The organism is Cellulosimicrobium sp. MI9406 (assembly GCF_040595865.1).
Lineage (GTDB): Bacteria > Actinomycetota > Actinomycetes > Actinomycetales > Cellulomonadaceae > Cellulosimicrobium > Cellulosimicrobium funkei.
In genome coordinates, this window is sequence record NZ_JALIZI010000002.1 from 337,103 (window position 1) to 360,867 (window position 23,765).

Genomic DNA, 23,765 nt, shown 5'->3' on the forward strand with positions numbered 1-23,765 from the left:
TCGTGACGTGTACAACGGGCCGGGGCCCCGGAAGATTCCCCCGCCCGCGCTGCCCTCACCCTGCGCGCTCCGCGCGCCGGACCGCAGGGATCCCCGTCCGCGCCGACGCGCGGGCCGGGTCAGACGCCGGCGGGCCGCTCGGGCTTGACGGCCAGCACGGGGCAGGGCGCGTCGAGCAGGATGCGCTGGGCGTTCGAGCCGAGGATGAGCTTGCCCACGGGGCTGCGCCGACGCAGCCCGATGACGATGAGTTCCGCCGACGACCGCTCCGCGGCGCCCACGAGGTCGTCCGCGAGGTCCGCCGAGCCCTGCTCGCGGCGCAGCGTCGTGCCCGTCCCCTCGAGGCGCGCCTCCACGCGTCGCAGGTCGTCCTCGTGCGCGGCGACGAGCTCGGGAGTCGACATGGAGGCCTCGGTCACGACGACGACGAGGTCGGTGCCGCGCCGGACGGCCTCGGTGGCCGCGCTGTCGAGAGCCTCGCGACCCTCGGGCGTGCTCAGGTGCGCGACGACGACGCTCATGTGTCCTCCGGAGACGGCTCGTGGGTGCGGCCGGCCGCGGGGGCGACCGCAGGTCGTGTTGCGTCGAACCTACCCGACGTCGTGCGTGTCGGCGCACGCGTCGGCGCGGACCCAGCCCGGCGGGACCCCGGCGTCGAGCGCGCTCGCGAGCAGCAGAGCGAGCCGGTACGTCGGGTCCTCCGCGAGCGCCTCGGCCAGCCGCCGACGGGCCCGGCCGCCGTCGCCGTGCCACCAGGCCACGAGCGCCAGCAGCGCCAGTGCGGGTGCGGTGCTCCCGCGCGGCGCGTGGGCGACGACGGCCTCGAGCACGGCCCTCGCCGGTCCGGTGACCGCCGGGTCGGGCGCGAGGCCTGCACCCGGGTCCACGACGGCCGCGATGGCGCGGCCCGTCCCGGCGTCCACGTCCCCGCCCCGCACGGTGCGGTCCGGCAGGTCGTCGGTCCCCGGCACGAGGGACAGGAGCACGGCGTCGCGCACGGGGACCGACTCCAGGCCCGCCGCCAGGCGCCCGAGGACCGTCGCGGCGGGCACCGCGGCACCGGCGCCGTCGCCGACCGGCCCGCCGTCGGCCCGCCCGCCGTCCCGCGCGCGGTCGCGCGCGGCGACCTGCGCGACCGCGGTCCGCCACAGCGCGAGGGCGGACACCCGGGCCGCGACCCGGGACGCGACGTCGTCGCCGGCCGCCACGGACCGGGGGCGGTCGCGCGCCCGCCGTGCCGCGCGCGCGGCACGGCGCCGCGCGTCCGCGCCCGCGGGCGGGATCCGCAGCGCCTCCTCGCGCGAGTCCGCGAGCGCCGCCCCGGACAGCACCATGTGCGCGCCGACCTCGCTCGACTCGAGCTCGCGCAGCGACCTTCCCTCCGGCGGGCAGCAGTCGTCCTCGGCGCAGTCGAGCGCGTACCAGCCCGTCGACGACACGACCCACGCCTCGACGGGCCCGTGGTGCGGCTCGGCGGCCTCGCGGCAGTGCTCGACGGCGGCCCGCACCCGCGCGGCCGCGACGCCCGACGCGCGCAGCGGCGCGTCGGAGTAGACGACGAGCACGACGCGGCGTGCGCCGTCGGCCGCGAGGTGCCCCACGACGGACCGCGCGAGCTGCGGCCCGTGCTCGACGTCCGCCGCGTCGGCGACGTCGACGCGCACGACGAGACCGATGCGGCCGCGCGGTGGCCGCAGCCCCACGAGGACGACGCTGTCCTGCGGGCGGTAGCCGAGCCGGAAGGGGACGTAGGCGAGGAGCTCGCGCGGGCCCTGGGCCCGGATGAGGGTCGTCATGCGCCCATCCCAGCCGGTCGGGACGGCGTGCGGGGCGCCCGCCGCCCGGCTGTGGACGATGCGGGGCGCGTACCTGGGGCTGTGGTCGGCCCCCGACCTCGGTGGTGGCTCGCGCACGCGCGGGTGACTACGGTGTGCGCGTGCCACCACGAACCCGCGCCGCCGCGCACCCGGCGCTCTCCCCCGCCGGCCGGGCCGCCGTCGTCCTCGTCGCGGCCGTGCTGGGCTCGACGCTCGCGGGGTGCCAGGCGGACCTGGGCGACGTGCAGGGCGCCGCGGCACCCCGGGAGGCGCAGCCGGCGCCGGACGCCGACTCCGGCGCGCCGGGCACGCCGCTGCCCGACTACGACGCCGCCTCGGCGGTCGGGGACCTGGTGGAGGGGTTCCCCGCCGCGCTGGTCCCGGTGGCGCCGGGCGCCGAGGTGCTCGCGAGCTCGGCGCGGCCGTCGCAGGACGGCGCGCTCGTGGACGTCACGCTGAACCTGCGCTCGACGGACACGGTCGAGGCGCTCACCGCCTACTACACCGACACGCTGGGCCCGGCCGGGTTCGAGGTGTCTCCGTCGACCGTGCCGAGCGCGCTCACCTCGCTCACCACGTTCGTCCGCACGACCACGCCCGAGGGCCCGACCGAGTCGGTCGCCGTCGGCGTCTTCGACGACGAGACGGAACGCCTCGTGACGATCAGCGGCCAGGTCGCCCCCGGCTGAGGTGCCGCGCCGCTCGACCGCCACCAGACCGGGCGGGCAGGGTGGCGCCCGCTCCGCATAGGCTGCCCCCGTGCCGAACCCGTCGCTGCCGACCTCGCCCTCCGTCCCTGCCCAGGCGTCCGAGGACCTCACCGACCCGAGCCCCGCCGCGCTCGTCGACCGCGAGGGGGTGCGCACCGGCGTCGACGACGCCCTGCACGCCTCGACCGCGGCGCTCCGCGCCGAGCTCGCCGGGACCCACCCGGACACGGACCTGCTCGCCGACGCGACGCAGGAGCTGCTCGCGGGCGGCAAGCGCCTGCGCGCCGCGTTCTGCTACTGGTCGTGGCGCGCGCACGGCGGTGACGCCGCGGGACCGCACCGCACCACGGTGCTGCGCGCCGGCGCGGCGCTCGAGCTGTTCCAGGCGGCGGCGCTCTTCCACGACGACGTCATGGACTCCTCCGACACCCGGCGCGGCCGCCCGACGGCGCACCGCGCCTTCGCGGCGCGCCACCGCGACCTCGGCTGGTCCGGCGACGGCGCGCGGTACGGCGAGAACGCCGCGATCCTGCTCGGCGACCTCGCGCTCATCGCGAGCCACCGCGAGCTCGGCGACGCGCTCGACGACCTCGCGCCCGCGGTCGCCACGCGGTCGCGACGCGTGTTCGGCCGCATGCAGACGGAGGTCACGGCCGGCCAGTACCTCGACGTGCACGCGCAGGTCCTGCCGTGGGGCGAGGACCCGGCGGCCGACGAGGAGCGGGCCCGGGCCGTCATCCGCTCGAAGTCCGCGCGCTACAGCGTCGAGCACCCCATCGCGCTCGGCGCCGCGCTCGCCGGGGCCGACGACGACGCGGTCACCGCGACGAGCGCGTTCGGCCTGCCCGTGGGCGAGGCGTTCCAGCTCCGCGACGACGTGCTCGGCGTCTTCGGCGACGCGCAGGTCACGGGCAAGCCGGCCGGCGACGACCTGCGCGAGGGCAAGCGGACGGTGCTCGTCGTGCGCGCGCTGGCTGCCGCCACGCCCGCGCAGCGCGAGCTGCTGCTCACGCACCTGGGCGACCCGGACCTCGACCCGGCCACGGTGGAGGACCTGCGCGCCGTCCTCGTCGAGACGGGCGCGCGCGACGCCGTCGAGTCGCTCATCGCGGAGCTCACCGAGCGGGCCGCGACCGCCCTCGACGGGGCCGGGCTCGCGGAGCCCGGGGCGACGATGCTCGCGCTGCTCGCGCGCGCCGCCGTCGAGCGGACGGCCTGACCGCACCGCCGCCCGTCGGACCGGCACGGGCCGGACGATCGGGGCGGCGGGCGGAGCGCGTCAGAGCTCGGACTGCGCCACGCGGCGCACGCGCGCCTTGTGCCCGCTGAGGAGGGTGTCGAACGGGGCCTCGCCGAGCTCGTCGTGCGGCGTGAAGAGCCACTCGAGGATCTCGGCGTCGTCGAAGCCGGCGTCGGTGAGCACGACGATCGTGCCCTGCAGGCTCGACAGGACACCCACGCGGCCGCTCTCGTCCGGGCGGCCGGCGTTCGCCGGGTCGACCAGGTGCAGCGGCACGAGGAAGCGCGCCGGGACCTGGAACGTCGTGCGCTCGCCGCGCTTCACGCCCACGACGCGCCGCTCCTGCACGAGGCGGCGCACCTTGCCGACGTCGGTGCCGAGCGCCTCGGCGACGTCGGGGAGGGTCAGCCACTCGCCGACGAGGTCGTCGAGCGTGGGGCGGGGGCTGGTGTCGCGATCGGTCACCGGGCAAGCCTACGGCGTGCCTCCACACGACACCCACGCCGTGCGCGCCGTGCTCACCGGATCGTGACACCCGGCCACCTAGACTCTCCCCGTGGCCACCGTGACGACCGATCCCCTCGTCGGCCGCCTGGTCGACGGGCGGTACGAGGTCGTCTCGCGCATCGCGCGAGGCGGCATGGCGACGGTGTACCTCGCGATCGACCGTCGGCTCGAGCGCGAGGTCGCGCTCAAGGTCATGCACCCCCACCTCGCCGAGGGCGCGTCCGGCGCCGACTTCGTCTCGCGGTTCCGCCGCGAGGCGCGTGCCGCGGCCCGCCTCACCCACCCGGGCCTCGTCGCCGTGTACGACCAGGGCCTCGACGGCGACACGAGCTACCTGACGATGGAGTACGTGGCGGGGTCGAACCTGCGCCGCACCATGCTCACCGAGCGCACCTTGACGCTGGGTCGCACGCTCGACGTGCTCGACCACGTGCTCGACGCGCTCGCCGCCGCCCACCGTGCGGGGCTCGTGCACCGCGACATCAAGCCCGAGAACGTCCTGCTCGACACCGAGGGCCGGCTCAAGGTCACCGACTTCGGTCTCGCGCGCGCCGTGAACGAGGTGACCGCGACGACGACGGGCACGATCCTCGGGACCGTCGCCTACCTCTCCCCCGAGCTCATCGCGACCGGCACGTGCGACGCCCGCACCGACGTCTACGCGGCGGGCATCCTCGCGTACGAGATGCTGCTCGGCACCGTCCCGCACACCGGCACGACGCCGATCCAGGTCGCGTTCCAGCACGTGAACAACGACGTGCCCCCGCCGTCGGACGTCGCCCCGTGGATCCCGCCCGAGGTCGACGACCTGCTGTGCGCGCTCGCCGCGCGCGACCCCGCCGACCGTCCGGCCGACGCCGGCGCCGCGCTCGCGCTCGTGCGCTCGACCCGGGCCGCGCTCGACCCGGCCGACCTCGAGCGGCGCGTCGACCCGCCCGCCGGGGGGTCCGCCGTCGTGCCGCCCCCGCCGGGACCGGGTCCGCGGACCACGCCGAACGACCCGTCCGCCGCCGCGACCGCGTCCCTCGCGGCGCTCAGCCTGCGCGACCGCGAGGCCGCGGGCCTCACCGAGCCGCTCGCCGTCGGGCACGTCGTCGCGCCGACCACGAGGCCCGGCCCGCCGCCCCCTGCGCCCCCGGCCCCGGCGCGGCGACGTGGCCACGGCCGCGTGGTCGTCTGGTCGCTCGTCGTCCTCCTCGTCCTCGCGGGCGTCGGCGGCGGCGCCGCGTGGTGGTTCTCGTCCGGGCCGGGCGCCTACACCCAGGTCCCGGACGGTCTCGTCGAGGCGTCGCGCCCGGAGGCCGTCGCGATCCTCGACGACGCGGGCCTCTCCCACACGGTCGAGGAGCGCTACGACGACGCCGTGCCCGAGGGCGCCGTCGTGGCGACCGACCCGGCGTCCGGCGAGGACGTGCGCAAGGACGGCAGCGTGCAGCTCGTCGTGTCGAAGGGCGTGCGGATGCTCACGGTGCCGACCGGCCTCGTGGGCGCGACGCAGGAGGAGGCGACCGCCGCGATCGAGGGCGCCGACCTCACGCTCGGCGACCCCGTCGCCGAGCCGCACGACGAGGTGCCGTCGGGCCAGGTCATGGCCGTGCGGGACCCCGACGGCAACGCCATCGAGGAGGGCGCCACGATCCGGCACGACGTGCCGGTGGTGCTCACCGTCTCGTCCGGGCCCGCGCCCGTCGTCGTGCCGCAGGTCACGGGCTCCGCGAAGGACGCCGCGGTCGCCGCGCTCGAGGAGCAGGGCCTCGTCCCCGCGGTCACCGAGGAGTACTCCGAGACCGTCGGCGCAGGGCTCGTGATCCGCCAGGACCCCGAGCAGGGCTCCGACGCCCACCGGAAGGACACCGTGAACGTCGTGGTGTCGCTCGGGCCCCCGCTCGTCGACGTCCCGAACGTCAGCACCCGCAACGTCGCCGACGCCGAGAAGGCCCTGAAGGACGCGGGTTTCCAGGTCGAGATCCGCTACCCGCAGGGCATCCACCCGCTCAACATCGTCTACGCCCAGGACCCCCCGGGCGGTGACGGGCGCACCGCGCCCAAGGGCTCGACCATCGTCCTCAACGTCTTCTGACCTCGCGACCCGCGCAGACGGCCGTGGCCCGCCCCGACCACGGGACGGGCCACAGCCCTGCGCTCGACGGGAGACGGCCGTCTCCCCACGCCCTCAGCCGCGCAGCATCTCCGCGACCTGGAAGGCCATCTCCAGCGACTGCTGGTGGTTGAGGCGCGGGTCGACGAGGGTCTCGTAGCGCAGGGCGAGCCCCGCGTCGTCGATCTCCTCGCTCCCGCCCAGCACCTCGGTCACGTCGTCGCCCGTGAGCTCGACGTGCAGCCCGCCCGGCACGGTCCCCGCGGCGCGGTGCACCTCGAAGAAGCCGCGCACCTCGTCGAGGACGTCGTCGAACCGGCGCGTCTTGTAGCCGCTCGCGGACGTGATGGTGTTGCCGTGCATGGGGTCCGTGACCCACGTGACGGGCACGCCCGCGCGCGCGACGGCCTCGACCAGCGGCGGGAGCGCGTCGCGCACGTTGCCCGCGCCCATGCGCGTGACGAAGGTCAGGCGGCCCTCGACGTCGTCGGGGTTGAGACGGCGGGCGAGCTCGAGCGCGACGTCGGGCGTCGTCGTCGGGCCGAGCTTGACCCCGATCGGGTTCGCGACGCGCGAGAGGAAGTCGACGTGCGCGCCGTCGAGCTGGCGCGTGCGCTCCCCGATCCACAGGAAGTGGGCGGAGGTGTCGTACGCGTCCCCCGTGCGCGCGTCCCGGCGCGTGAGCGCGCGCTCGTAGTCCAGCACGAGCGCCTCGTGGCTGACGAAGAACTCGACGGTGCGCAGCGCGTCGAAGTCGGCGCCGCACGCGTCCATGAAGCGGATCGCGCGGTCGATCTCGGACGCCGTCCGCTCGTACCGCGCGTAGGCGGGGTTGCGCATGAAGCCGCGGTTCCACTCGTGGACCTGGCGCAGGTCCGCGAAGCCCCCGGTCGTGAACGCGCGCACGACGTTCCACGTCGCCGCGGAGATCTGGTACGCCTGGACGAGGCGCTCCGGGTCGGGGATGCGCGCCTCGGGCGTGAAGGCGTGCCCGTTGATCATGTCGCCCCGGTACGCGGGCAGGGTCACGCCGTCGCGCGTCTCCGAGTCGGAGCTGCGCGGCTTGGCGTACTGCCCGGCCATGCGGCCCATCTTCACGACGGGCATGCTCGCGCCGTGCGTGAGGATGACCGCCATCTGCAGGATGGTGCGGATCTTGTTGCGGATCCGGTCGGCGTTCGCCTCGGCGAACGTCTCGGCGCAGTCGCCCCCCTGCAGGAGGAACGCCTCGCCCCGCCCGGCCGCGGCCAGGCGGGAGCGCAGCGTGTCGGCAGCCGCCGGCACCACGAGCGGCGCGGAGGCCGCCAGCCGGTCACGGACGGCGTCGAGCGCCGCCTCGTCCGGCCACGTCGGCTGCTGGAGCGCGACGAGCGTGCGGAAGTGGTCGAGCCCGGAGTCGGTCCCCGGCTCGCTCGTGGTGGTCATACGGCGTCCCCTGACGAGGTTCCTGGTGCGGTGGTGCCGGTCAGTGGGCCGCGGGCGCCGCGGGCACGAGCGGCTGGCCGATGCCCTCGAGGAGCTCGCCGAACCACTGCTGCGACACGTCGAACGCCTTGCCGCCGGCGATGCGCGGGAACTCGATGGCGCGCAGGCGGTCGCCGTTCTCCTCGTCGTGGCCGATGACGCCCGACTCGCCGCGCAGCGCGCACTCGACCGCGAGGTCGGTCATCGACTTGATGAGGCGCAGGTCCTCGGCGTTCGCGGCGGCCGCGCGCGAGAAGTAGCCGGACTTCTGGACCATGACCTTCTCGGCGCCCAGCTTCTCGGCGAACTGCTTGGCGAACCACTGGCCGGGGTTGACCGTGTCGAGCTTGACGTGGCCGAACGGGTCGCGCTGGACCTCCTCGCCCGCCGCCTCGAGCTGCGCCACGATCTCGTGCATGCCGGCGCCCTCGGACAGGAAGATGTTGACGTTGCCCTGCTCGTCCATGATCGCCTTGAGGCGCTCGGCCTCGGCGTCGATGTCGAGCGCGAGCTCCGGCAGGAAGACCGCGTGGACGTCCCAGCGCTCGCGCGTCAGGCCGAGGGCCGGGGCCCACTCCTGCGCGTCGAGCCACTTGCGGTACTCGGCGGCGGACGCCGCGGTGAGCCAGCCGCAGTGCCGCCCCATGACCTCGTGCACGATGAGCATGCGCGGGCCCGAGCGGTGCTCGCCGATGACGTTGGCGGCGAAGCCCGCGGCCTCCTCGGCGGCGGTCCACGCACCGAGCGACTGACGGATCGGGATCACGTCGTTGTCGATCGTCTTCGGCAGGCCCACCACCGTGAGCTCGTAGCCGTTCTCGTGGAGGTACGCGGCGAGGTCGGCCGCGGTCGTGTTCGTGTCGTCGCCGCCGATCGTGTGCAGCACGTCGACGCCGTCCGCCTTGAGCTGCTCCGCGGCGACCTGCAGCGGGTCCTGGCCCTCCTGGACGAGGCCGCGCTTGACGCAGTCGGCCGCGTTGGTGAGCTTGACGCGCGAGTTGCCGATCGGCGAGCCGCCGAAGCGGTGCAGGATCCCCGCCTGCTTGCGCCCCTCGGAGTCCACGACGATCTTCGTGCCGGTCAGCAGGCCGTGGTAGCCGTACTGGTAGGCGATGATCTCGATCTCCGGGTCGAGCTCCGTGTACCGCTCGATGAGACCCCCGACCGCGGAGGACAGGCACGGGGCGAAACCGCCCGCGGTGAGGAGGGCGACGCGACGAACCGACATGTGAACTCAGAACCTCTCGTAGGACGGATCCTGGCCGGACGGACGCGGTCCGGCGGGGTGGCGGCGACGGGGCTCGGGCCCTGCACGGGCCCGGCGCGACCGGCCGTCGCTCAGTCTACTGACGACGCGCCGGGCTCCGGCGGCGGTTCCGGGACCTGGACGTCCGGGGCGGGACGCCCGCCGGGGGCTCCGCCCGCCACCTCGGACTCGGTGTGGCCCGCCGCGAGGCGCGCCTTGGCCGTGGCCGCGTAGATGTCGACGTACTCCTGCCCGGACAGCCGCATGATCGCGTACTGGATCTCGTCGGCGACGGCGCGCAGGATGAAGCGGTCGTTCTCCATGCCGCGGTAGCGCGAGAAGTCGAGCGGCTCGCCGATGACGACCCCGATGCGCATGGGCGTGGGGATGACCTTGCCGATCGGCTGCGCGATGTTCGTCCCGACCATCGCGACCGGGACCACCGGGGCGCCCGACTCGAGCGCGAGGCGCGCGACGCCCGTCTTGCCGCGGTACAGCCGTCCGTCCGGGCTGCGCGTGCCCTCCGGGTAGATGCCGAACAGGTCGCCCTCGCGCAGGACGCGCAGGCCCGTCTCGAGCGCGGCCTCGCTCGCCTTGCCGCCCGCGCGGTCCACGGGGATCGTCCCGACGCCGCGCATGAAGCCCGCGGTCAGGCGGCCTTTGACGCCCGTGCCTGTGAAGTAGTCGGACTTGCCGAGGAACTGGACCTTGCGGTCGAGGACGAGCGGCAGGATGAACGAGTCGATCACCGCGAGGTGGTTGCTCGCGAGGATGGCACCGCCCTCGTCCGGCACGTGCTCGACGCCCCGCGTCCAGGGACGGTACAGGAGCCGCAGGATCGGGCCGACCATCACCTGCTTCATGAACCAGTAGAACAACGTTCCTCCTCGCGGGGTCCCGGCGCGGGACGTGCATCCGACTCTAGAGTGATTCCCATGGCCGCACCGAACGCCCAGCCGGACTCCCCGCAGCCCGACGACGTCCCCGACCCCACGCCCGACGACGCGGCGCCGGGCACGGACCACCCTGCCGCCGACGACGGGGAGGCGACGGCGCCGCGCGACGAGGCGCCCGAGCCGGCCCTCGACGTGGACGCCCGGTGGGCCGGCATCGTGGCCGAGCTCGCGGACCTGTCCGAGCTCGACCGGTCAGACCCCGGCACCCGGGCGGGCGATGACGACCCCCGCGCCGCGCAGGATCCGGCGGCCGGGGCGCCCGAGGGCTCCCCGCGCAGCGGCCGCGACGTGCTCGGGTCCGTGCCCGTGGCGCCCTGGGTGCGCCCGACGGGGCCGCGGGACTGGCCCACGACGCCCGAGGTCGAGGACCTGGAGGAGGCCGAGAGCCACTTCGTGCCCCCGGACCCGCCGCTCGTCCTCGGACGCGACCCGCTCCTGACGATGGCGTGGGCGCTCGTCGTCGGCGTGCCGATCCTGCTGCTCGTCGTGCTGGTCGTCGCGCGCCCGTACCCCGTGCTCGTCGCGCAGGTGGGCGGCGGCGCCTTCCTCGTGGGGCTCGCGATCCTGCTCTGGCGCATGCCGCACCGGCGGGACGACGACGACCGGGGGCCGGGCGCCGTCGTCTGACGCCCGCGCCTCCCCCGCACCGCGCCCGCGCCGCCCGTCAGCGGCGCGCGAGGTCCGCGGCGCCGACGATGCCCGCCTCGTTGCCGTGCTCGGCGAGCTCGATCCGCGCCTCCGGGCGGTGCCCGCGCGCCGAGAGCTGGTCGGCGAACGCGCGCCGCACCGGCTGGAGCAGGAGGTCGCCCGCCGCACCGACGCCGCCGCCGATGACGATGAGCTCGGGGTCGAGCAGCGCCGTGACCGACGCCGCGCCCTCGCCGATCCAGCGGCCGAGGTTCGCGAGCAGCTCGACCGCGAGGTCGTCGCCCTCCTGCGCGGCCTGGGTGATCTGGGGGCCGTTGAGCTTGTCCGGGTCGCCGCCGCAGATCTCGAGCAGGCGCGTCGCGCGGTCCGGCTGGGCGATGAGGGCGTTCTGGCCGTCGCGCACGAGGGCGCGCCCGGACGCGTACTGCTCCCAGCAGCCCTCGTGGCCGCAGCCGCAGTAGTGCCCGCCCGGGACGACGCGCATGTGGCCGACCTCCGCCGCGACGCCCCACTTGCCGCGCACGAGCTCGCGGTCGACGACGATCGCGCCCCCGAGCCCCGTGCCGACCGTGAGCATGAGCATGTCGGTCGCGTCGCGCGCGACGCCGAACTGGAACTCCGCCCAGCCGGCCGCGTTCGCGTCGTTCTCCACGACGATCGGGACGTCGACGTCGCCGATGAGCTCGCGCACGTTGCGCGCCAGCGGGTACTCGCGCCACGCGATGTTCGGCGCGAAGAGCACCGAGGTGCGGTCCGGGCTGACGAAGCCGGCCGCCGCGAGGCCCATCGCGCCGACCTCGTGGTCGGCGGTGAGCTCGGCATAGACGTCGGCGATGGCGCGGTCGATGCTCGCGACGTCGTCGGGCTCGGTGTCGCGGCGCGTCTGGACGAGGATCTCGCCCTTCTCGTCGACGACCCCGGCCGCGATCTTCGTCCCGCCGATGTCCACCCCGATGGCGTGCATGTCCCGTCCTCTACTCGCTCGGTTCCGCTGACTGCAAGGTCTCGCTGCGGGTGCTCGCCCGCTCACGGACCACGCACGACGACGGGGCCTCGACCCCGCGCCACGGGTCGGGCCACCGGAACTCCGCGCCCGCGCGAAACGTTGCGCAAGCAGCGCACAGCACCTGAAGCCTACCGACAACGGCAGGTCTCGGGCACACGCCGCCACTGGGTAGGGTTCTCCCACCGTCGACTACTGCCACTGGAGCCAGAATGGACGAGATCAGCGCCCCACGGATCGTCGAAGTCGATCCCTCGAAGAACCTCAACGACCTCCTCGCGAGCCGCGTCGCGGCCGACCCCGCCGCGCCGATGGTCGAGCGCCGCACGGGTGCCGACGGTGCGTGGCAGGCGCTCAGCGCGCGCGAGTTCGACGCCGAGGTCGTCGCCGTCGCGAAGGGGCTCGTCGCCCGCGGCATCCAGCCGGGCGACCACGTGGGCATCATGTCGCGCACGCGCTACGAGTGGACGCTGCTCGACTGGGCGACGTGGGCGGCGGGCGCCGTGCCCGTGCCGCTCTACGAGACGTCGAGCCCGGAGCAGGTGCAGTGGATCCTCTCGGACGCGGACGTGCGCCTGCTCGTCGTGGAGACCGAGGCGCACGCGGCGACGGTCGAGGAGGTGCGCGACCAGGCCCCGGCCCTGCAGGACGTGCTGGCGATCGACGCGGGCGCGATCGCCACGCTCACGGCCGACGGCGCCGGCGTGGACGACGCCGAGATCGTGCGCCGGCGCGGCCTGGCCGACCTCGCGGACGTCGCGACGATCATCTACACGTCCGGCACCACCGGCCGCCCCAAGGGCGCGGAGCTCACGCACCAGAACTTCTACTCCCTCACGGTCAACGCCGTGGCCGCCGTGCCCGAGGTCTTCGGGGAGCCGGGCGGCCGCACGCTGCTGTTCATGCCGCTCGCCCACGTGTTCGCGCGGTTCATCGGCGTGCTCGTCGTGGCCGGCGGCACGGTGCTGGGCCACACGCCGGACACCAAGACGCTGCTCGAGGACCTCGGCACGTTCAAGCCGACGTACATCCTCTCGGTGCCGCGCGTCTTCGAGAAGGTCTACAACTCCTCGGAGCAGAAGGCGGCCGCGGGCGGCAAGCTGAAGATCTTCCACTGGGCCGCCGCGACCGCGATCGCGTACTCGCGCGCGCTCGACGAGCCGTCGGGGCCGGGCGTCGGGCTGCGCCTGCAGCACAAGGTCGCGGACGCGCTCGTCTTCAAGAAGCTCCGGCACGCGCTCGGCGGTCGCGCGAAGTACGCCGTCTCCGGCGGCGCGCCGCTGGGCGAGCGCCTCGGCCACTTCTACCGCGGCATCGGCGTGCGGATCCTCGAGGGCTACGGCCTCACCGAGTCGACGGCGCCGACGAGCGTCAACCGCCCCGGGAACACGAAGATCGGGACCGTCGGCGAGCAGCTCCCCGGCTGCGGCGCCCGGATCGCCGAGGACGGCGAGATCCTCCTGCGCGGGGACCACATCTTCCGCGGCTATCACAACAACGAGCAGGCGACCGCGGACGCGTTCGTCGACCGCTGGTTCCGCACCGGCGACCTCGGCTCGCTCGACGAGGACGGCTTCCTGCGCATCACCGGGCGCAAGAAGGAGATCATCGTCACCGCGGGCGGCAAGAACGTCGCGCCCGCCGTCCTCGAGGACCGGATCCGCGCGCACGCGCTCGTCTCGCAGTGCGTCGTCGTGGGCGACCAGAAGCCGTTCATCGGCGCCCTGGTGACGCTCGACCCGGAGGGCCTGCCCGGCTGGGCGAGCATGCACGGCAAGGAGCCGCTGACCGTCGAGCAGGCGGCCAAGGACCCGGACGTCCTCGCCGCCCTCGACGCCGCGGTCACCCGCGCGAACCAGGCGGTGTCCCGCGCCGAGTCGATCCGCAAGTTCACGGTCCTCACGACGGACTTCACGGTCGAGAACGGCTACCTCACGCCGTCGCTCAAGGTGAAGCGCAGCGAGGTGCTCAAGGACTTCGCGGCCGACGTCGAGGCGATCTACGTGGACGGGCCCGCACCCGTCCGCTGACACGGCCCGGGGCCCTCGTCCCCGCGCACCACGGCCCTCCCCGGCAGCACGCCGGGGAGGGCCGCGTCGTCAGCGGCGGGCGAGCCGCGCCAGCAGCGCGTGGGCCGGGACGCACGCCGCGCCCATCGCCTCGACGTCGTCGGCGACGGCGCGGTCGCTCGTCACGACGACGACGGGGCGCCCGGGCGGCTCGGCGGCGACCAGGCGCCGGATGAGGTCGTCCGCGATCTCCCCCGACGAGAAGAGCACGCGCACGCCGCGCGGGGCGTGCACCGGCCGGGGGCCGCCGTCGGCGCCGTCGAAGCACACGGTGACCTCCGTGCCGGCGGCGGCCACGCGGAGCAGGCCGGCGAGGAGGCGGTCGCGCTGGTCCGCGAGCGACAGCTCGCCGTAGCCCGTCTTCGTCACGTTGTAGCCGTCGACGACCAGGTGCGTCCGCGGGACCGACAGCAGGTCGTCGACGAGCGCCGGGTCGTCCGCCGCGCGGCCGCGCGACCCCTGCCGGGGACGCGCCGCGTCCGGCAGCCCGGCGGCGACGTCGTCGGCGGGCGTCGTGGTCGACGGGCCGAGCGCGAGCTCGCGCCGGAGCCCCGCCGCCGCGTCGACCACCGTGTCCAGCAGGAGCCGCGCGCGGGCCGTCGCGAGGTCGGCCGACGACGTCCGTGACCGGCGCGCCTCGTCCCGCTCCGCGCGCGCCCGGGCCAGCTCGACGGCGGCCGCGCGACGTTCCTCGCGCGCGTCCCGCAGCGCGGCCTCGGCGGCGTCCCGCTCCCCCTGCGCCGCCCGCTCGGCGGCCCGCGCCTCGGCCCGCGCCCGGTCCGCGTCCGCGCGCAGCCGCCGCTCGGTCCGGCGTACCGCGGCGAGCTCGGCCGTCGCGGCCTCGGCGCGCGCGTCGGCGTCGCGGGCTCGCGCCTGGAGCTCCTCGACCTGGCGCGCGAGCCGGTCGCGCTCGCCGCGGAGGCGGGCCGCGTCGTCCCGGGCCGACCGGTCCGCCCGGAGGGTGTCGTCGAGCGAGCGAGCGTGCTCCACCTCCGCCTGCCAGTCATCGGGCCGCAGGAGGAAGGCACCCGCCGCCCGCTCGCGCACCTGCGCCGGGGACAGGCCGTCCGGGGGCGGGGGGTCGGGCTCCGGCTCGCTGTCGTGCTCACGGGACCAGGCCGCGGCGACCGCGTGCCGGAACCCCGCGTCGTCGACCAGGGCCCGCCACAGGGGTGCCGCGCCGGCCGTCGCCCGCCGCCGGGGCGCGAAGGCCCGCACCCGCTGGAGCGCGACCGGGACCAGGGCCGTGTCGAGCGCGCCGAGCGCCTCCGCCGCGGCGGCCACGAGGAGGCTGCGGACCGACGGCGGCACGTCCGGCTCCGCGGGCAGGGCGTCCTCCGGTCCGTCGGCCACCATGCGCCGCGCCTCCTCCGCACCTCGTCCGCGGGTCACCGCGGGCGCTTCGTCCCTGATCGTCCTGATTCTCTCGGTCCCACCCTATGCCGCCCGGGGACGCGCGCCCCGGCTCCCGGACTTCGTGTCGGCGGGCGGCCGACGGACCTCGCGGCGGCGGTGTCGGTGGCCCTCGCTAGCCTCGCCGCCATGTCGTCCGGACCCGCCCTCGCCGCCCCCCGCGCCGGGTCCGCACCGCAGGGCGTCCCCGTCCAGCCCACGCTCGAGGACCTGGGCACGCCGCTGCACGAGGTGACGTTCGTCGTCGTCGACCTCGAGACGACCGGCGGCTCCCCCGCGGGCGCCGGGATCACGGAGATCGGCGCGGTGAAGGTGCGCGGCGGCGAGGTGCTCGGCGAGTTCCAGACGCTCGTCGACCCCGGGGTGCCCGTGCCCGCCTTCGTCGCCCGGCTCACCGGCATCACGTCGTCCATGGTCGCCACCGCGCCCCGCATCGAGGCCGTGCTGCCCAGCTTCCTCGAGTTCGCGCGCGGCGCCGTGCTCGTCGCTCACAACGCCCCGTTCGACATCTCGTTCCTCAAGGCCGCGTGCCGCTCCGCGGGCTACGACTGGCCCGGGAACCAGGTGCTCGACACCGTGCCCCTCGCGCGGCGGGTCGTCACGCGCGACGAGGCGCCGAACCACAAGCTCGCGACGCTCGCGGCCCTCTTCCGCGCCACGGTCACGCCGGACCACCGCGCGCTCGCCGACGCACGCGCCACCGTCGACGTGCTGCACGCGCTCCTCGGCCGCCTCGGCCCGCTCGGCGTGACGCACCTGGAGGACCTCGCCGGGGCGACGGACCCCGTGCCGCAGGACGTGCGCCGCAAGCGCCACCTCGCCGACGGCCTGCCCGACGCGCCCGGCGTCTACCTCTTCCGCGGCCCCGGCGACGAGGTGCTGTACGTCGGCACGTCGACGTCGATCCGGCGCCGCGTGCGGTCGTACTTCACGCGCTCGGAGAAGCGCGGGCGCATCACCGAGATGGTGCGCATCGCGCACGCCGTCACGCCCGTCGTGTGCGCGACGCCGCTCGAGGCGCAGGTCCGCGAGCTGCGCCTCATCGCCGAGCACGCGCCGCGGTACAACCGCCGGTCGCGGCACCCGGAGCGCATGACGTGGGTCCGGCTCACCGACGAGGCGTACCCGCGCCTCTCGCTGGTCCGCGACGTCCGCGCACCGGCGGCGCACATCGGCCCGTTCGCCTCGCGGCACCAGGCCCAGGCCGCCGTGGACGCCCTGCACGACGCCTTCGCGCTGCGCCAGTGCACCCGGCGCCTCCCCGTCGTCGCCTCGCCCGGCGCGACGGCGTGCGTGCTCGCCGAGATGGGCCGCTGCTCCGCCCCGTGCACGACGACCGAGCGCGACGCGGGCTACGGCGACGTCGCGGCGGGTGCGCGCGAGGCCTTCGAGGGCGACCCGTCGCGCGTGGTCGCCGAGCTCGGGCGCCGCATCGTGGCGCTCTCGCGCGACGAGCGCTTCGAGCAGGCCGGCGAGCTCACCCAGCGCCTGCGCGCCTTCCTCACGGGCGCGGCGCGTGCGCAGCGGCTCGCCCCGCTCGCCGCGTGCGCCGAGCTCGTCGCCGCGCGCCCGACGGACGCCGGTGGGTGGGAGGTCGTCGTCGTGCGGCACGCGCGGCTCGCCGCGACCGGCGTCAGCGCCCCGGGCACCGACCCGTGGCCGCTCGTGCACGCGCTCGTCGCGACGGCCGAGACGGTGACACCACCCGTGCCGCCGGCCCCCGCGAGCCATCCGCACGAGGCCGAGATCCTGCTGTCGTGGCTCCAGGAACCCGGCGTGCGGATCGTCGACGTCACGGGTCCCTGGGCGTGCCCGGTCCGCTCGGCCGGGTCGCACGTCGACCTCGCGGCCACGGCCCGCCACGTCGCGCGCCACGCGGACGCCGACGGCGCCGACCTGGCCCACGCGTCGGCCGGGCCGACCGTAGAGTGGTCGCCTGACGACGACCCGTCCCCGGAGGAACCATGCTCACCGCCATCGTCCTGATCGACACCGACCCCGCACGCATCCCCGAGGTGGCGTCGGAGGTCGCGGACCTGCGCGGCGTCAGCGAGGTCTACTCGGTGACGGGCAAGGCGGACCTCGTCGCGATGGTGCGGGTCCAGGAGCACGACCAGCTCGCCGACGTCATCGCGGACCGCATCAGCAAGGTCCAGGGCGTCGTGCGCACCGAGACGTTCATCGCGTTCCGCGCCTACTCGAACGTCGACCTCGAGCAGGCGTTCGCCCTCGGCCTCGACGACTGACCGGCTGTCAGTCGCGCGCCGGCTGACCGGCGGTCAGTCGCGCGCCGCGGCCTCCGCCCAGCGGGCGAGCGCCGCGCGCGCGGCGCCGGAGTCGACGCTCCGGGCCGCGACGTCGTAGGCCGCGCGCAGCCGCTCGACGAGCGAGCCCTCCGCGGTACCGGGCAGCGTGCCGTCGGCGACGAGGCCCGCGGCCGCGTTGAGCAGCACGGTCTCGCGCACCGCGCCCGGCTCGCCCGCGAGGAACCGCCGCGCGACGTCGGCGTTGTGCGCCGCGTTCCCGCCCCGCAGGTCCTCGACGGTGACGGGCGTCAGCGCGAGGTCGGCGACGGGGTCGAGGCGGTGCTCCGTCACGGCGCCGTCGCGCACCTCCCACACCGTGGCGCCGCCGGTCGCCGCGAGCTCGTCGAGGCCGTCGTCGCCGCGGAACACGAGCGCCGACGTGCCGCGCCCGGCGAGCACGCCGGCGATGAGCGGCGCCATCCGGGCGTCGGCCACGCCGATCGCGGCCGCGCGCGGCTGCGCGGGGTTCGTCAGGGGGCCGAGCACGTTGAACGCCGTCGGGATGCCGAGCTCCTTGCGCGCGACGCCCGCGTGCCGCATCGACGGGTGGAACACCATGGCGAAGCAGAAGGTAATCCCCGCCTCGTGCACGATGCGCGCCACGCGGTCGGGACCGTGGTCGAGCCGGATCCCGAGCTCCTCGAGCACGTCCGCGGCCCCCGACGACGACGTCGCGGCGCGGTTGCCGTGCTTGACGACGCGCACGCCCGCGCCCGCGATGACGAGCGACGCCATCGTCGAGATGTTCACGGTGTGGGCGCGGTCGCCGCCCGTGCCGACGATGTCCACGGCGGGCCCGTCCACGGAGAAGCGGCTCGCGTGCGCGAGCATCGCGTCGGCGAGACCGGTGAGCTCGGCGACCGTCTCGCCCTTCGCGCGCAGCGCGACGAGGAAGCTCGCGAGCCTCACGGGCGAGACCTCGCCCGACATAACCTGGTCCATGGCCCACGCGGTGCGCTCGGCGTCGAGGTCGTTCCCCGCGACGAGCTCGGTGAGCAGACCGGGCCAGGTGAGCCCCGCACCCGTCGAGTCGCTCGTGGTCGAGGCGGCAGGGTGCGGGGTGGCGGTCACGGGTGGCCCTTCGGCTGGTCGGTCTCCTGGTCGGCTACCGCGTGCCGGCGGCGCGCAGCAGGTCGGCGACGGCACGCTGGAGGGCGACCGCGTCGAACGGCCGGGGCACCGCGTCGTCGGCGAGCGACCACGATGCTAGCCAACCGTCCTGCGGCCTGCCGGTGAGGACCAGGACCGGCGGGCACGCGTAGATCTCGTTCTTGAGCTGGCGGCACAGACCCATGCCCCCGGCCTTGTCGGCCTCGCCGTCCAGGACCAGCAGGTCCCACCCGCCGGCGTCCGCCGACGCCACGACCGCCGCCGGGGTGGCCACCTCGTGCCACTCGATCTCCGGCTGACCCGCGCCGAGCCGCCGCCCGACGGCGAGCAGCACCTGCTCGCGCACGGTCACGTCGTCGCTGTAGAGCAGGATGCGCGGCGCGCGCGGGGTCACGTCCGTGTCCCCGTGCGTCGTCGTCACGGTCGTCGTCATCGTCGTCACCGTCGCCTTCGTCGTTCCCTCGGGTGGGCCCGGGAGCGCGCGGCGCCGCGTGTGGCGGACGCACGTCCCGACTGGCATCTTGGCACGTCGGAGCCCTCCGCAGCACCCCTGCGGCGGGTCGTGCGCCGACCGGCGGCGGACCGGGGACCAAGGGCCCTGGCCCGCGCCCCGGACGCCCGGGTTTCATGGCACTCGGACGGTTTCCGTCACCAAGTGCAGGTCTCCGTGGGAAGTTCTGGAGACATTGTGAGATTCACCGCCTCCGGGCTGCCGTCTGCGTGCCGCGAAGCTGAGGTTCGTCGGCCATAATGGCTCCTGTGTCGACCGCAACGGCTGCCCCCCACGCCCATCAGCACGTGAGCGTCAACCGACCGAACCCCGTCTCGGTCGGGACGATCGTGTGGCTGGCCAGCGAGCTCATGTTCTTCGCCGGCCTCTTCGCCATGTACTTCACGGTCCGCGCCGTGATGCCCGCCGACGAGTGGGCCCTCGAGGCGGACAAGCTCAACCTGACCTTCGCGGCGATCAACACGACCGTCCTGGTGCTGTCGTCGGTGACGTGCCAGATGGGCGTGTGGGCCGCCGAGCGCTTCCAGCCCGTCCGCACCGGCTCGATCTTCCAGGTGAACCGCTGGGGGATGAACGAGTGGATGACGCTGACGTTCCTCATGGGCGCGTTCTTCATCGGTGGTCAGATCTTCGAGTACGCCGAGCTCGTCGAGCACGGCGTGTCGATCTCCTCCACGCCCTACGGCTCCGTCTTCTACATCACGACCGGGTTCCACGGCCTTCACGTCGTCGGCGGCCTGATCGCCTTCCTGTTCCTTCTCGGCCGCTCGTTCTCGGCCAAGAACTTCGGGCACCACGAGGCCACGACGGCCATCGTGACGTCCTACTACTGGCACTTCGTCGACGTCGTGTGGATCGCGCTCTTCTTCGTGATCTACATCTTGCGCTGACGTCGCGCCCGGGGTCCGCCCCGGACCGCCCACCCGCCCCCTGCTCCCCCACCTGCGAGACGAGGATCATTTCGTGAAGGCACTCGCCGCCCGCAGACACCACCGCTTCGCGCCGGTCGTGCTGCTGCTGCTGGCGCTGCTGGTCACCGGTGGCGTCTACGCCGCCTTTGCCCCGACTTCGGCCAACGCCGAGACCGCCAGCACCGAGGACATCGAGACCGGCCAGAAGCTGTTCCAGGCCAACTGCGCCACGTGCCACGGGCCGAACGCCGAGGGCACGGCCACCGCGCCCTCGCTCGTCGGTGTCGGCGCCGCGTCGGTCGACTTCCAGGTGTCCACCGGCCGCATGCCCATGCAGATGGACGGTCCGCAGGCCATCCAGAAGCCGCGCCAGTTCGACGAGGAGCAGACGGCGCAGCTCGCCGCCTACGTCGCGTCGCTCGGCGCCGGCCCCGCGATCCCCACGGACGAGCAGGTCGACGCAGCGCTGGGCGACCCGGCCAACGGTGCCGCGGTCTTCCGCACCAACTGCGCGATGTGCCACAACGCGATCGGTGCGGGCGGTGCCCTCTCCGAGGGCAAGTTCGCTCCCCCGCTGTGGGACACCTCGGAGCGCAACATCTACCAGGCGATGCTCACCGGCCCGCAGTCGATGCCGGTCTTCAACGACGCCACCGTGACGCCCGAGGAGAAGCGGGACGTCATCGCGTTCCTCGCCGAGCAGCGCGACGGTTCCGCCGGCGGCCTGTCGCTCGGGTCGCTCGGTCCGGTCAGCGAGGGCCTGTGGGCCTGGATCGTCGGAATGGGCCTCCTCATCGGGGCCGCAGTGTGGATCGGAGCGAAGTCCTCGTGAGCGACTACCAGAGCCCCCGCTCGTCCGAGTCCTCGCACCGCGAGGTCGGGCACCGCGAGGACCACGGCACCCTCGACACGTTCCCGGACCCCGGTCTGCCGGAGCACAAGAGCCGCATGGCCGACCGCGACCCGAAGGCGTCGAAGCGCGCCGAGCGTCAGGTCGCCGCGCTCTTCGGGATCTCCGTCATCGGCACCATCGCGGCCCTCGTCGTCTACTTCGTGATCCCGCCGGACGGGACCACCGCGGGCGTCCGCCTCTCGACGGTGGCGCTCGGCGTCGCCATCGCGTTCGCCCTGCTCGGCATCGGCTTCGGCGCGGTGCACTGGGCCAAGGTCCTCATGTCCGACCACGAGAAGGTGGACGAGCGCCACCCCATCGCGAGCGACCCCGAGACGCGCACCGCCGCGCTCGCCGAGCTCGACGCGGGCGTCAAGGACTCGGGCATCGCCCGCCGCGGCGTCCTCAAGGGCGCGGTCATCTCCGCCCTCGCGCTCTTCCCGCTCACCATCGCGGTCCCGCTCGTCGGGAGCGTCGGCGGCGACTGGAACGTCTCCAAGTTCAAGCACACCCTCTGGCAGCGCGGCACGCGCCTCGCGATCGATCCCTCGGGCCGGCCCATCAAGGCCGCCGACGTCACCATCGGCTCGGTGGTCCACGTCATCCCCGAGGCCTCGCAGGAGGAGATGCAGTCCCACGAGTGGATCACGGAGAAGGCCAAGGCCGTCGTCCTCCTGGTCCGTCTCGACCCGCGCGACATCGTGTCCGAGCAGGCCCCCGCCGGGGAGAGCTGGTCGTACGACGGCATCGTCGCGTTCTCCAAGATCTGCACGCACGTCGGCTGCCCCGTCGCTCTCTACGAGCAGCAGACGCACCACCTGCTGTGCCCGTGCCACCAGTCGACGTTCGACGTGGCCGACAGCGCCAAGGTGGTCTTCGGCCCCGCGAAGCGGCCCCTGCCGCAGCTGCCGATCACCGTTGATGACGAGGGCTACCTGGTTGCGCAGAGCGACTTCCACGAGCCCATCGGCCCGAGCTTCTGGGAGCGTCTGAAGTGACCACCAGCACCGGAACCGCCGCACCTCGGGCGGCCGCACCGAAGTCAGCCGCGCCGACGACCCCTGCCGGGAAGGCCGCGGACTACCTCGACCAGCGCACCGGCATCGGTGTCGCCGTCAAGGAGTTCGCGCGCAAGGTCTTCCCCGACCACTGGTCGTTCCTCCTGGGCGAGATCGCGCTCTACTCATTCGTCGTCCTGATCCTCACCGGCATCTTCCTGACGATGTTCTTCGTCCCGAGCATGTCCCTGGTGACCTACCACGGCGAGCCCGCCTCCATGGACGGCGTGCTCATGTCCGACGCGTTCGCGTCGACGCTGCACATGTCGTTCGAGGTCCGCGGCGGTCTGCTCATGCGGCAGATCCACCACTGGGCCGCGCTGATCTTCATGGCGTCGATCGTCACGCACATGATGCGCGTGTTCTTCACGGGCGCGTTCCGCAAGCCCCGTGAGGTCAACTGGCTCGTCGGCATGCTGCTCATGATCATGGGCCTCGCCGCCGGCTTCTCCGGCTACTCGCTGCCCGACGACGTCCTGTCGGGCAACGGCCTGCGCATCACCGACGGCGTCGTCAAGGCGATCCCGCTCATCGGCTCGTACATGTCGTACTTCATCTTCGGCGGCGAGTTCCCGGGCGAGCACATCATCCCGAGACTGTTCACGGTCCACATCCTCCTGGTGCCGGGCCTGATCCTCGCGCTGGTCGCGCTCCACCTGTTCTTCGTCGTGCTCCACAAGCACACGCAGTACCCGGGTGGCGGCCGCACGGACACCAACGTGGTCGGCTTCCCGCTGTTCCCCGTGTACGTCGCGAAGGCCGGCGGCTTCTTCTTCGTCGTGTTCGGCATCCTCGCGCTCATGGGCGGCACGATGGCGATCAACAACGTCTGGAACTACGGCCCCTACGATCCGTCACCGGTCTCCGCGGGAGCACAACCCGACTGGTACATGCTGTTCCTCGAAGGGTCCTTGCGACTCATGCCGGGGCAGACGGAGTTCGTGATCGGCGGGTACACGCTGTCGCTGAACGTCCTCATCCCCGCGGTCGTCGTGCCGGGCCTGCTGTTCACGTTCCTCTTCGTCTACCCGTTCCTCGAATCCGCGGTGACGAAGGACAAGCGCGAGCACCACGTCCTCGACCGCCCGCGCAACGTGCCGGTTCGCACCGGCCTGGGCGTCGCGTTCCTCACGGCGTTCATCATCCTGGCGCTCGCCGGGTCGAACGACCTCATCGCGACGCACTTCCACATGTCGATCAACACGATCACCTGGGCCTTCCGGATCCTGATCTTCGTGGGCCCCTGGTTCGCGTTCTGGGTCACCAAGCGCATCTGCCTCGGGCTGCAGCGCAAGGACCGCGAGCTCGTGCTGCACGGCCACGAGACCGGCCGGATCGTCCGGTTCGCGCACGGCGAGTACATCGAGGTCCACCGCCCGCTCGACGAGCAGGAGCGCTGGCTGCGGGTCAACTACTCCGCCCACGCCCCGCTCGAGATCGAGCCGGCGACGGACTCCCGCGGCGTGCGTCGCAAGGGCTACAAGAAGGACAAGCGTCTCCAGCGCCTGTCGCGGTTCTTCTACGAGGACCGCATCGAGCCCGTGACGCCGGCCGAGCTCGCCGCCGCGCACTCGCACGGTGAGCACGACGCCCTCGAGAGCACGAGCCACGAGCAGATCGAGGCCGGGACCGCCCCCGTCGGCGGCGGTCGTGACCTCGTGGAGCCGGAGAAGGGCGCCGACGAGCGCTGACCTCCGGGTTCCTGCACAGTAGGACGATGACCCGCGACCAACCCCCTCTTCCAGGCGGGCAGGTCGCGGGTCATCGTCGTCTCTGCCCCCGGGGCGCGGCAGCGCCCGCGTGAGG

Annotated in this window: 22 protein-coding genes; 12 read left to right on the plus strand and 10 right to left on the minus strand. The window is 74.3% G+C overall.

Annotated features, from left to right (window positions below; translation table 11 throughout):
- Nucleotides 1–119: 119 nt before the first annotated feature.
- Together MT994_RS04550 and MT994_RS04555 are read right to left on the minus strand one after the other, a co-directional pair.
- A complete protein-coding gene (locus tag MT994_RS04550) occupies nt 120–521 on the minus strand; it encodes a universal stress protein (RefSeq protein ID WP_021479921.1) in 402 nt (133 codons plus the stop codon).
- Nucleotides 522–590: 69 nt separating this feature from the next.
- Nucleotides 591–1,796, minus strand: coding sequence for a DUF4192 family protein (locus MT994_RS04555; RefSeq protein ID WP_354805306.1), 1,206 nt, complete (start codon nt 1,794–1,796; stop codon nt 591–593).
- Between MT994_RS04555 and MT994_RS04560 the strand changes: the two genes are divergently transcribed.
- From MT994_RS04560 to MT994_RS04570, 3 genes are all read left to right on the plus strand, one after another.
- Entirely contained in the window at nt 1,795–1,923 is a 129-nt protein-coding gene (locus tag MT994_RS04560; RefSeq protein WP_255541882.1) for a hypothetical protein, read from the plus strand. The two genes, MT994_RS04555 and MT994_RS04560, sit on opposite strands and share 2 nt — an antisense overlap.
- Before the next feature lie 13 nt (nt 1,924–1,936).
- The gene (locus tag MT994_RS04565) at nt 1,937–2,506 is read left to right on the plus strand and encodes a hypothetical protein (RefSeq protein ID WP_354805308.1); all 570 of its coding nucleotides are present in this window, start codon (nt 1,937–1,939) and stop codon (nt 2,504–2,506) included.
- 70 nt (nt 2,507–2,576) lie between these two features.
- The gene (locus MT994_RS04570; RefSeq protein WP_354805310.1) at nt 2,577–3,746 is read left to right on the plus strand and encodes a polyprenyl synthetase family protein; all 1,170 of its coding nucleotides are present in this window, start codon (nt 2,577–2,579) and stop codon (nt 3,744–3,746) included.
- 60 nt (nt 3,747–3,806) lie between these two features.
- On the opposite strand, the gene MT994_RS04575 is transcribed toward MT994_RS04570, so the two are convergent.
- A complete protein-coding gene (locus tag MT994_RS04575) occupies nt 3,807–4,232 on the minus strand; it encodes an Rv2175c family DNA-binding protein (RefSeq protein WP_034655478.1) in 426 nt (141 codons plus the stop codon).
- Nucleotides 4,233–4,323: 91 nt separating this feature from the next.
- Here MT994_RS04575 and pknB point away from each other — a divergent pair, with 91 nt between their 5' ends.
- Entirely contained in the window at nt 4,324–6,354 is a 2,031-nt protein-coding gene (pknB, locus tag MT994_RS04580) for a Stk1 family PASTA domain-containing Ser/Thr kinase (protein ID WP_354805311.1), read from the plus strand.
- Nucleotides 6,355–6,447: 93 nt separating this feature from the next.
- Here pknB and MT994_RS04585 read toward each other — a convergent pair whose 3' ends face one another.
- The 3 genes from MT994_RS04585 to MT994_RS04595 form a co-directional block, all read right to left on the minus strand.
- Nucleotides 6,448–7,797 carry a class II 3-deoxy-7-phosphoheptulonate synthase gene (locus MT994_RS04585; RefSeq protein WP_043658206.1) on the minus strand — a complete coding sequence of 450 codons (1,350 nt, stop codon included), beginning with the start codon at nt 7,795–7,797 and terminating at the stop codon, nt 6,448–6,450.
- 40 nt (nt 7,798–7,837) lie between these two features.
- A complete protein-coding gene (locus tag MT994_RS04590) occupies nt 7,838–9,064 on the minus strand; it encodes a pyrophosphate--fructose-6-phosphate 1-phosphotransferase (protein WP_074807116.1) in 1,227 nt (408 codons plus the stop codon).
- A gap of 110 nt (nt 9,065–9,174) precedes the next feature.
- The gene (locus MT994_RS04595; protein ID WP_228485372.1) at nt 9,175–9,960 is read right to left on the minus strand and encodes a lysophospholipid acyltransferase family protein; all 786 of its coding nucleotides are present in this window, start codon (nt 9,958–9,960) and stop codon (nt 9,175–9,177) included.
- A gap of 57 nt (nt 9,961–10,017) precedes the next feature.
- Between MT994_RS04595 and MT994_RS04600 the strand changes: the two genes are divergently transcribed.
- Nucleotides 10,018–10,665 carry a hypothetical protein gene (locus tag MT994_RS04600; RefSeq protein ID WP_354805313.1) on the plus strand — a complete coding sequence of 216 codons (648 nt, stop codon included), beginning with the start codon at nt 10,018–10,020 and terminating at the stop codon, nt 10,663–10,665.
- A gap of 37 nt (nt 10,666–10,702) precedes the next feature.
- Here the strand turns inward: MT994_RS04600 and MT994_RS04605 are convergent, their stop codons facing one another.
- A complete protein-coding gene (locus tag MT994_RS04605) occupies nt 10,703–11,650 on the minus strand; it encodes an ROK family glucokinase (RefSeq protein WP_043658218.1) in 948 nt (315 codons plus the stop codon).
- A 251-nt stretch (nt 11,651–11,901) separates the two neighbouring features.
- On the opposite strand from MT994_RS04605, the gene MT994_RS04610 reads away from it, so the two are divergent.
- The gene (locus MT994_RS04610) at nt 11,902–13,719 is read left to right on the plus strand and encodes an AMP-dependent synthetase/ligase (RefSeq protein ID WP_354805316.1); all 1,818 of its coding nucleotides are present in this window, start codon (nt 11,902–11,904) and stop codon (nt 13,717–13,719) included.
- Between the two features lie 69 nt (nt 13,720–13,788).
- Here the strand turns inward: MT994_RS04610 and MT994_RS04615 are convergent, their stop codons facing one another.
- A complete protein-coding gene (locus tag MT994_RS04615; RefSeq protein WP_354805317.1) occupies nt 13,789–15,114 on the minus strand; it encodes an NYN domain-containing protein in 1,326 nt (441 codons plus the stop codon).
- A 186-nt stretch (nt 15,115–15,300) separates the two neighbouring features.
- On the opposite strand from MT994_RS04615, the gene MT994_RS04620 reads away from it, so the two are divergent.
- Nucleotides 15,301–17,157: a DEDD exonuclease domain-containing protein gene (locus MT994_RS04620; protein ID WP_211933351.1), complete on the plus strand. Its 1,857-nt coding sequence runs from the start codon at nt 15,301–15,303 to the stop codon at nt 17,155–17,157.
- On the plus strand, nt 17,136–17,417 hold the full coding sequence (locus MT994_RS04625) for an Lrp/AsnC ligand binding domain-containing protein (RefSeq protein WP_034654744.1): 282 nt from the start codon (nt 17,136–17,138) through the stop codon (nt 17,415–17,417). Before MT994_RS04620 ends, MT994_RS04625 begins: the two co-directional genes overlap by 22 nt.
- A 33-nt stretch (nt 17,418–17,450) precedes the next feature.
- On the opposite strand, the gene trpD is transcribed toward MT994_RS04625, so the two are convergent.
- Entirely contained in the window at nt 17,451–18,548 is a 1,098-nt protein-coding gene (gene trpD, locus MT994_RS04630; protein WP_354805319.1) for an anthranilate phosphoribosyltransferase, read from the minus strand.
- 34 nt (nt 18,549–18,582) lie between these two features.
- On the minus strand, nt 18,583–19,020 hold the full coding sequence (locus MT994_RS04635) for a hypothetical protein (RefSeq protein ID WP_354805321.1): 438 nt from the start codon (nt 19,018–19,020) through the stop codon (nt 18,583–18,585).
- 317 nt (nt 19,021–19,337) lie between these two features.
- Between MT994_RS04635 and MT994_RS04640 the strand changes: the two genes are divergently transcribed.
- From MT994_RS04640 to MT994_RS04655, 4 genes are all read left to right on the plus strand, one after another.
- Complete coding sequence (locus MT994_RS04640; RefSeq protein ID WP_021481150.1) at nt 19,338–19,988, plus strand: heme-copper oxidase subunit III; 651 nt, start codon at nt 19,338–19,340, stop codon at nt 19,986–19,988.
- Nucleotides 19,989–20,061: 73 nt separating this feature from the next.
- A complete protein-coding gene (locus MT994_RS04645; protein WP_021481149.1) occupies nt 20,062–20,841 on the plus strand; it encodes a cytochrome c in 780 nt (259 codons plus the stop codon).
- Complete coding sequence (locus MT994_RS04650; protein WP_354805323.1) at nt 20,838–21,899, plus strand: Rieske 2Fe-2S domain-containing protein; 1,062 nt, start codon at nt 20,838–20,840, stop codon at nt 21,897–21,899. The genes MT994_RS04645 and MT994_RS04650 overlap by 4 nt, the downstream gene beginning before the upstream one ends.
- On the plus strand, nt 21,896–23,650 hold the full coding sequence (locus tag MT994_RS04655; RefSeq protein WP_021481147.1) for a cytochrome bc complex cytochrome b subunit: 1,755 nt from the start codon (nt 21,896–21,898) through the stop codon (nt 23,648–23,650). Before MT994_RS04650 ends, MT994_RS04655 begins: the two co-directional genes overlap by 4 nt.
- Nucleotides 23,651–23,765 lie beyond the last annotated feature (115 nt).

Excerpts from the sequence above, each read along its gene's own strand:
- MT994_RS04635 (WP_354805321.1), bottom strand. The coding sequence starts at position 19,020 with ATGACGACGACCGTGACGACGACGCACGGGGACACGGACGTGACCCCG.
- MT994_RS04590 (WP_074807116.1), bottom strand. The coding sequence starts at position 9,064 with ATGTCGGTTCGTCGCGTCGCCCTCCTCACCGCGGGCGGTTTCGCCCCG.
- MT994_RS04600 (WP_354805313.1), top strand. The coding sequence starts at position 10,018 with ATGGCCGCACCGAACGCCCAGCCGGACTCCCCGCAGCCCGACGACGTC.
- MT994_RS04605 (WP_043658218.1), bottom strand. The coding sequence starts at position 11,650 with ATGCACGCCATCGGGGTGGACATCGGCGGGACGAAGATCGCGGCCGGG.
- MT994_RS04585 (WP_043658206.1), bottom strand. The coding sequence starts at position 7,797 with ATGACCACCACGAGCGAGCCGGGGACCGACTCCGGGCTCGACCACTTC.
- MT994_RS04640 (WP_021481150.1), top strand. The coding sequence starts at position 19,338 with ATGGCTCCTGTGTCGACCGCAACGGCTGCCCCCCACGCCCATCAGCAC.
- MT994_RS04550 (WP_021479921.1), bottom strand. The coding sequence starts at position 521 with ATGAGCGTCGTCGTCGCGCACCTGAGCACGCCCGAGGGTCGCGAGGCT.
- MT994_RS04620 (WP_211933351.1), top strand. The coding sequence starts at position 15,301 with ATGTCGTCCGGACCCGCCCTCGCCGCCCCCCGCGCCGGGTCCGCACCG.
- MT994_RS04615 (WP_354805317.1), bottom strand. The coding sequence starts at position 15,114 with ATGGTGGCCGACGGACCGGAGGACGCCCTGCCCGCGGAGCCGGACGTG.
- MT994_RS04555 (WP_354805306.1), bottom strand. The coding sequence starts at position 1,796 with ATGACGACCCTCATCCGGGCCCAGGGCCCGCGCGAGCTCCTCGCCTAC.
- MT994_RS04560 (WP_255541882.1), top strand. The coding sequence starts at position 1,795 with ATGCGCCCATCCCAGCCGGTCGGGACGGCGTGCGGGGCGCCCGCCGCC.
- MT994_RS04625 (WP_034654744.1), top strand. The coding sequence starts at position 17,136 with ATGCTCACCGCCATCGTCCTGATCGACACCGACCCCGCACGCATCCCC.
- MT994_RS04610 (WP_354805316.1), top strand. The coding sequence starts at position 11,902 with ATGGACGAGATCAGCGCCCCACGGATCGTCGAAGTCGATCCCTCGAAG.